This is a genomic window from Mycobacterium sp. (genome assembly GCF_049280035.1).
In the GTDB taxonomy this organism is placed as follows: domain Bacteria; phylum Actinomycetota; class Actinomycetes; order Mycobacteriales; family Mycobacteriaceae; genus Mycobacterium.
Window position 1 is genome coordinate 1 of sequence record NZ_JBAPPI010000578.1, and the last position, 7,215, is coordinate 7,215.

Annotated in this window: 5 protein-coding genes and 1 pseudogene; 3 read left to right on the forward strand and 3 right to left on the reverse strand. The window is 66.5% G+C overall.

Annotated features, from left to right (window positions below; translation table 11 throughout):
• Nucleotides 1-1,565: excinuclease ABC subunit UvrB (gene uvrB, locus WAN71_RS18795; RefSeq protein ID WP_422226775.1), on the forward strand; the 1,565-nt coding region annotated here is incomplete at its 5' end.
• A gap of 67 nt (nt 1,566-1,632) precedes the next feature.
• Complete coding sequence (locus WAN71_RS18800; RefSeq protein WP_422226776.1) at nt 1,633-3,039, forward strand: MFS transporter; 1,407 nt, start codon at nt 1,633-1,635, stop codon at nt 3,037-3,039.
• A 75-nt stretch (nt 3,040-3,114) separates the two neighbouring features.
• Here WAN71_RS18800 and WAN71_RS18805 read toward each other — a convergent pair whose 3' ends face one another.
• Nucleotides 3,115-4,674 carry a glycosyltransferase family 39 protein gene (locus WAN71_RS18805; RefSeq protein WP_422226779.1) on the reverse strand — a complete coding sequence of 520 codons (1,560 nt, stop codon included), beginning with the start codon at nt 4,672-4,674 and terminating at the stop codon, nt 3,115-3,117.
• A gap of 322 nt (nt 4,675-4,996) precedes the next feature.
• On the opposite strand from WAN71_RS18805, the gene WAN71_RS18810 reads away from it, so the two are divergent.
• Entirely contained in the window at nt 4,997-5,437 is a 441-nt protein-coding gene (locus WAN71_RS18810) for a universal stress protein (RefSeq protein ID WP_422226777.1), read from the forward strand.
• A 74-nt stretch (nt 5,438-5,511) separates the two neighbouring features.
• Here the strand turns inward: WAN71_RS18810 and WAN71_RS18815 are convergent, their stop codons facing one another.
• Both WAN71_RS18815 and WAN71_RS18820 read right to left on the reverse strand, forming a co-directional pair.
• Nucleotides 5,512-7,035: an Hsp70 family protein gene (locus tag WAN71_RS18815; RefSeq protein ID WP_422226778.1), complete on the reverse strand. Its 1,524-nt coding sequence runs from the start codon at nt 7,033-7,035 to the stop codon at nt 5,512-5,514.
• Nucleotides 7,036-7,128: 93 nt separating this feature from the next.
• Nucleotides 7,129-7,215 (reverse strand): annotated as a pseudogene (locus WAN71_RS18820) (MBL fold metallo-hydrolase); the annotation flags it as partial.

Below are 7,215 nucleotides of genomic sequence, written 5' to 3' on the forward strand. Positions count from 1 at the left end.
TGGTCGGCATGCAGTACACCCGCAACGACATCGCCTTCACCCGCGGCACGTTCCGGGTCCGCGGCGACACCGTCGAGATCATTCCGTCATATGAGGAATTGGCCGTGCGCATCGAGTATTTCGGCGACGAAATCGAGGCGCTCTACTACATGCACCCGCTCACCGGCGAGGTGATCCGCCAGGTCGACTCGCTTCGCGTCTTCCCGGCAACGCACTACGTCGCCGGACCGGAGCGAATGGCCCACGCCATCTCCACCATCGAGCAGGAACTCGAGGAGCGCCTCGCTGAGCTGGAGGGCCAGGGCAAGCTGCTGGAGGCCCAACGGCTGCGGATGCGGACCAACTATGACATCGAGATGATGCGTCAGGTCGGGTTCTGCTCCGGCATCGAGAACTACTCGCGGCACATCGACGCCCGCGGGCCGGGTTCGCCACCCGCGACCCTGCTGGACTACTTCCCCGAAGACTTCCTGATGGTCATCGACGAGTCGCACGTCACGGTGCCGCAGATCGGCGGCATGTACGAGGGCGACATGTCCCGCAAGCGCAACCTCGTCGAATACGGGTTCCGGTTACCGTCAGCATGCGATAACCGGCCGCTGACCTGGGAAGAGTTCGCCGACCGGATCGGTCAGACGGTGTACCTGTCGGCAACCCCGGGCCCGTACGAGCTCAGCCAGTCCGGCGGGGAGTTCGTCGAGCAGGTCATCCGGCCCACCGGCCTGGTCGACCCCAAGGTCGTGGTGAAGCCGACCAAAGGCCAGATCGACGATCTGATCGGTGAGATCCGCAAACGCACCCAAGCCGATGAGCGCGTGCTGGTGACGACGTTGACCAAGAAGATGGCCGAAGACCTCACCGATTACCTGCTGGAGATGGGCATCCGGGTGCGCTACCTGCACTCCGAGGTCGACACGTTGCGCCGGGTGGAGCTGCTGCGGCAGCTGCGGCTGGGGGACTACGACGTGCTGGTCGGCATCAACTTGCTCCGGGAGGGGCTGGACCTGCCCGAGGTGTCGCTGGTGTCGATCCTCGACGCCGACAAGGAAGGCTTCCTACGGTCCTCGCGCAGCCTGATCCAGACCATCGGCCGCGCTGCCCGCAATGTGTCCGGCGAAGTGCACATGTACGCCGACAGGATGACCGACTCGATGAAAGAGGCCATCGACGAGACCGACCGTCGGCGCGCCAAGCAGACCGCCTACAACGAGGCCAACGGCATCGACCCGCAACCGCTGCGCAAGAAGATCGCCGACATCCTCGACCAGGTGTACCGCGAAGCCGAGGACACCGACGCCGTCGAAATCGGTGGATCCGGGCGCAACGTGTCGCGCGGCCGTCGGGCCCAGGGTGCGCCCGGCCGGGCGGTCAGCGCCGGTGTGTTCGAGGGCCGCGACACCGCCAGCATGCCGCGGGCCGAACTGGCCGACCTGATCAAAGACCTCACCGAGCAGATGATGGCGGCGGCGCGGGACTTGCAATTCGAGCTGGCCGCCCGGTTCCGTGATGAGATCGCCGACTTGAAGAAAGAACTGCGCGGAATGGACGCCGCCGGGCTGAAGTGATGGTCCGCAAGCGCCCTGAGATCGGCGCCTTGAGCTCAACCGAGGTTGAGTTCATACCGCGGTGCACGTGACCGACGCGACGAGCACTGCCGAGACCGCCGGCGGTTGGCGTGCGCTGCTGGGTCCGCGGTTTCTGGGCACCTCGACGCTGCTCGCCGGCGGAGTCGCCCTCTATGCGATCAACGAATTCCTCACGATCAGCCTGCTGCCGAGCACCGTTGCCGACATCGGCGGTGAGCGGCTGTTCGCCTGGGTGACAACCCTTTACTTGGTCGGCTCGGTAGTGGCGGCCGCCACGGTCAGCGCGGCGCTGCTGCGGCTCGGGGCGCGTTCGTCATATCTGCTGGGACTAGCCGTCTTTGGGATCGGCAGCGTGGTGTGCGCGGCGGCTCCCAACATGGAGGTGCTGCTGGCGGGCCGCACCTTGCAGGGGGCGGCCGGCGGGCTGCTGGCTGGTCTGGGCTATGCGCTGATCAGCGCCGTGCTGCCGCAAGCGCTGTGGACCCGGGCTTCCGCGCTGGTATCGGGGATGTGGGGCGTGGCAACGATTGTCGGGCCGGCGACAGGTGGCCTTTTTGCGCAGCTCGGGCTGTGGCGCTGGGCGTTCGGTGCGGTGGCGATACTGACCGCGGCGCTGGCCGCGCTGGTCCCGATGGTGCTGCCCGCCGGCCGTGCCGATCCAGACTGTGCCGCGCCGGCGCTGAAAATCCCGGTGTGGTCGCTGCTGCTGTTGGGGACGGCCGCGCTGACGGTCAGCGTCGCGGAGGTCCCACACAACACGGTCGCGGCCACCGGGTTGCTGGCGGCCAGCGTGCTCTTGGTCGCCGTGTTTGTGGTGGTTGATCGGCGGGTGTCGCTGGCGGTATTGCCTCCCAGCGCATTCGGTTCGGGTCCACTGAAGTGGATCTATCTGACGGAGGCGCTGCTAATGGCCGCGGCGATGGTCGACATGTATGTGCCGTTGTTCGGGCAACGCCTGGCGCATCTGAATCCGTTGGCGGCAGGCTTTTTGGGCGCGGCACTGGCGGTCGGCTGGACTGTCAGCGAGATCGTCAGTGCATCACTGAGCAGCAGGCGCGTCATTGCCGCCGTGGTCGCTGCGGCACCGCTGATCATGGCCGCGGGCCTGGCGTTGGGCGCGGCTACCCAGGTCGATCACGCGTCGGCGGGCCTTGTGGCGCTGTGGGCACTGGCGCTGATGATCAGCGGGACGGGCATCGGGGCGTCCTGGCCGCACCTGTCGGCGTGGGCGATGCAATCGGTCGACGACGCGAACGAAGCTGGAACCGCTGCCGCGGCGATCAACATGGTGCAGCTGATCTCCGGAGCGTTCGGCGCTGGACTGGCCGGCGTCGTGGTCAACAGCGTCGGGGGCGGTGCGGCCATGGCCGCCCGTTGGCTGTTCGCGGTGTTCGCCGCCGTGGGCGTAGCGGGCGTGTTGGCCGCATACCGCGCCACCCGGGGACAGCACTGACTAGCGATGAATCACATTGCCGCCCAGGGGTTTTCGTATGGATCGCGGCGTCGGTCCACCGGCTGGCGTCTTTCGTCAGCGGACCGATTTGATGACCTGGCTGCGGTGAAGTTGCCAGCGCTCGACGATGCGGAACCCGACAAGCTTCGGCGTCAAGTACGCCGGCGTGCGTCCCAGCACCCGCCCGGGCGACAGCGAGTGTCCGCTTTGATGATCCGGCAAGCTGGTGTCATGCGTGGAAATCGTCCATAGCGTGGTGCATTGGTACAGCCGACCTACCACCAGCCAGACCGCCACATGGCCGTCCCACAGGGTGCCACGCTCGGGTCCGCGCGGACCACGGCCGACGTCGACCAATGGTCGGAAGGCCGCCGGACGGGCCGCAAGTAGGGCGCGGATCGGACCGGGTAGCCAGCCCACCGTGTTGTCGACCAGTAGGCAGTCGCCGGGTGCGGCGTGGGCGCTGATGACGTCAGCGACCCGGCTGTAATCCCAGCCTTCTTTGGCGTACGGCTGTCGTTGCGACAGAAGGTAATTCGGGAAAGCCGCGACGGCCAGCACTACCAGGACACCGGCCATCCACCGCGGTTTGCCGGCGACCGTGACGATGCAGACGGCAAGGATGACCGCCATCGCGGGCGTGGTGAAGAACAGATACCGCGGGTAGTAGAACGGTTCGAACGCCGAATAAATCAGGCTGACGGCGGTGGGCACGCCAATCCACGCCGCGCACACGATCAGCAGCAACCGGCTATCGGGGTCCCATTCCCATCGGCCGGTTAATCGAAATGCGATCGCGGCCACCAGGAGGACCGCCGCCAGGATGGCGAACGGGACGCTGTTGTCGAAAAACTGATGTAGCAGAACGTCGAGCGCGTTGTGCCAATTGAGCCGTGAGATCCAGGCGACCTGAAATCTCTGGCCATGCGCGAACAACATGAACGGCGTCATGGCCGCCGCCGCCACCGCTGAGGCGGCGGCCCACCACACCACCACGGATTTGCGCCGCCCAAGCACCGGCGTGACGACGGCGTAAGTCGGCACCAACAACACCAGGTAGATGTTGAGCAGTATCGACAGCATCAACGCCACGGCATAGAGCAGCCACAGCCACCATTTGTTTCGCCGTATTGCGGTGATCAGCAATATGGTCAACCAGATTGCGGCGACGGCCGTGAAGGCATAGGAGCGGGCTTCGACGCCGGCCCACGTCACGCGCGGCAGGATCGCGAAGACGACGCCTGCGCAGATCGCGATGGTCCGCGACGAGAACTGCTTGGTGAAGACCACGACACCGGCGGCCGCAAGTCCAATCGCCAGACAGCTTGGGACCCGCGACCAAAACTCGGTCGGCGGAAAGACGGCGAACCAGCCGTGCATTACCAGGTAGTACAAGCCGTGCACGGCGTCGATGTGGCCCAGCAGCCGCCACAGGTCAGACAACGAGCGGCTCGCCGCGGCGGAGATGGTCGCCCCTTCGTCGTACCACAGCGACGGCCGGCTCGCCGCGGCGCCGCTGACAACGGCGGCCAGCAACGCCGCCGCAAGCGGGTCGAGCAGCCTGCCACGATGCGGTGAACGCGAGTAGCTCGCGGCGACAGCGGTCTTGGGTTCGTCGATTGTCGGGGTGATCATGATGTGTGTCACTTTAAGGGCTCTTTGGTGAACCTTATTACCCGTCTGGCCTGGTCGTAATCCGTACCGCCGCGGGTAACCGCGGTCCGCGAGCTGACCCAATGCGGTGTAGTCAAACTAATTACTCTGCGCCCCAAGGGATTTAAGCCGTATTAGATACTTGTCCATGAGACTGCCGCTGCGAATGGGGTCTGGAAGTGCCCGCGGCCGGTCGGTACCGGCGGAATCACCACGGCGTGGGCGTGTCTCAAATCGGGCCATCTGGATCAGGCAAAGCGATACTGTCTTGGGTTGGCGTAGCAACCGACACCTGGGAGGGTAAATGAGCGCCTATCGGACCGTGGTGGTAGGAACCGACGGCTCGGACTCGTCGCTGCGCGCGGTGGACCGGGCAGGCACAATCGCCGGGGCGGACGCCAAATTGATCGTCGCGTCGGCGTATTTGCCGCAGGCGGAGGACCCGCGGGCCGCTGACGCCCTGGGGAGTGAGAGCTACAAGGTGTCCGGCGCCGCCCCGATTTACGCGATTCTGCAAGAGGCTAAGGAGCGGGCCCAGGCCGCGGGCGCCAAGAACGTCGAAGAACGCTCGGTTGTCGGCGCCCCGGTCGACGCGCTGGTCGGGCTGGCGGAGGAGGTCGGCGCCGATCTGCTCGTCGTCGGCAACGTCGGCCTGAGCACGATCGCCGGCCGGCTCCTGGGATCGGTGCCCGCCAACGTCTCGCGCCGGGCCAAGGTCGACGTGTTGATCGTGCACACCTCGTGATCGGTAGTCCGCGCACGTCAACGCGGTGATCGATACCGCCAAGTACGGGCCATAGGCGCTGACCGGGCCCGCCATCACGCGCTGGCCAAGTCGTGGCGGGCCAACCGAAACGTTCGGCTGAGCCGGGCCGGTCGCGTCGTGAGCGTCACCTCCACAGCTCCACCGGGCGTCACGACGTAGCGTTCCTCGACATCGGGCCCGTCGTCACGTCGCCGCACCGGCCGGCGCTGCAGGTCCTCGTCGTCGTCGAGATCCGGATCGAATGGGAAGAACACCGGGTCGTACGGCGTCACGTCGCCGTCGGGCCGGCCGTCGCGCAGCCGACTGCATTCCACGAAGCGGAAGTGGCCGATGTTGTGCGCGGCGCGGTAGGTCCGGGTGACGACGAACGGCGGCTGGCCCGCGGTGGGCAGCTGCGCGCCTTTGGGCACGATCGGGTCGAAGCAGACATCCTCACCGGCGAGCGTTTCGCGGAAGACCCCGAAGTGTCGTGAAAGGCGTTCGGACAGCGCAAATCCCGCCTCTTTGTCGAGGAACACCGCCAGGCCGATCGCCGTCGCGGCGAACGGGTGCAGTGAACGTTTGACGCGTTTCTCGTCGAACGCCGTGCGCAGCATCCGGGCGACGAGCGGGAAGCTGCCCGCCCCGCCCACCACATAGATGCCCGCCACCGCCGACCAGTCAACGTCATTAACGTCATTGCCGCCCGGATCGTGCAGGATGCGGGAGAGCGCTGCGACGGTCTTGTCGACGAGCGGCCCGCAGGCGGCGTAGACGTCATCGATCGGGCAAGCAAACGGCGGCTTGCCGACCGCGGCAAGATCCACCAGGAATCGGCGGGTGTTGGGGCCGACGGCTTCCTTGCGGACCGCGCACTCCTCGAGCAGCAGATCACGCGTGCTGGTGTCCAGCTTGCGCAGCCGAGCGCCCTTGCGAACGAGCTTGAGGATCGTCTCATCGAAGTCGTCGCCGCCGAGTCGTTGGATGCCCTCGCTGATGACGACCTCGTTCAACCGTCCCGTCATCTTCAGCAGCGACGCGTCGAATGTGCCGCCCCCCAGGTCGTAGACGAGCACGTACTCACGCTTGGCGGTGATCGTCGAGCGGTATCGGTGGGCATATTCGAACCCAGCCGCGGACGGCTCGTTCAGCAGCGCGATCACCTCGAAACCGGCCTGTGTGAACGCGTCCAGCGTTAGGAAGCGCTGCGCGCTGGAGGCGTTCGCCGGCACGCTGACCGCGGCCTCGACCCGCTCACCCGGCGCCAGTTCGGCGTTCGAACGAGTCTGCAGGTCGCTTTTGAGCTGGGTGAGAAAGCCCGCCAAAAGGTCGGACAGCGGGTAGCAGCGCCCGGCCAGGTCGACGGTTGTCCGCGGCCCGGCGTCGCCGAGCAAACGCTTGAACGACCGCAGCACCGACCAGCCCGGGTCGTGACGGACGCTGGCCGCGTCCAACCCGAAGCGCAGTTCGCCGGCGTCGCTCGCGGCGATCATCGACGGCCACGCGTCGAACCCGTCGAACGACACGACCGGATAGTTGCCCCGGTCGACGACTGCCGCGACCGTGTGCGTTGTGCCGAAGTCGATCCCCACCCTCATCGCGGCTAAGTCTAGGCGCTGCACCGCGTTTCGCGGCTGCTATTCACCAACCGGGTTCGCGCCGCTGGGCTTGTCGAAGGTCGCTCGCGCGGCTTACCAGCCGCGCTCGCGCCACTGTGCCAGGCTGGGGCGCTCGGCACCCAACGTGGTGTCGTCACCGTGGCCGGGATAGACGACGGT